The organism is Cobetia sp. SIMBA_158 (assembly GCF_046566945.1).
Lineage (GTDB): Bacteria > Pseudomonadota > Gammaproteobacteria > Pseudomonadales > Halomonadaceae > Cobetia > Cobetia amphilecti.
Genome location: NZ_JAWJYL010000357.1, coordinates 1 through 273, shown reverse-complemented (window position 1 = coordinate 273; position 273 = coordinate 1). Strand labels below are relative to the sequence as shown.

Below are 273 nucleotides of genomic sequence, written 5' to 3'. Positions count from 1 at the left end.
CGTACTTTAGCAATGACAGCTTATGCCGACTTAGAAGTCTCAATTATTGATGAGTTACCACCTGGGCGAACACCTATTACTACAATAGCACTTCCAGACACGCGTCGTGACGATATAATTACTCGCGTTAAATCTGCTTGCAATGAACAAGAACGTCAAGTTTATTGGGTATGCACACTCATTGATGAGTCTGAAGCACTGCAATGCCAAGCAGCTGAAGATAGTGCTGTGCAATTGAAGGAAGCCTTGCCAGATTTAAGTATTGGCTTAGTA

General features: G+C 42.5%; 1 pseudogene. It reads left to right on the top strand.

The features are described from left to right. Positions 1 to 273 (top strand): annotated as a pseudogene (locus R2R70_RS20270) (ATP-dependent DNA helicase RecG); the annotation flags it as partial.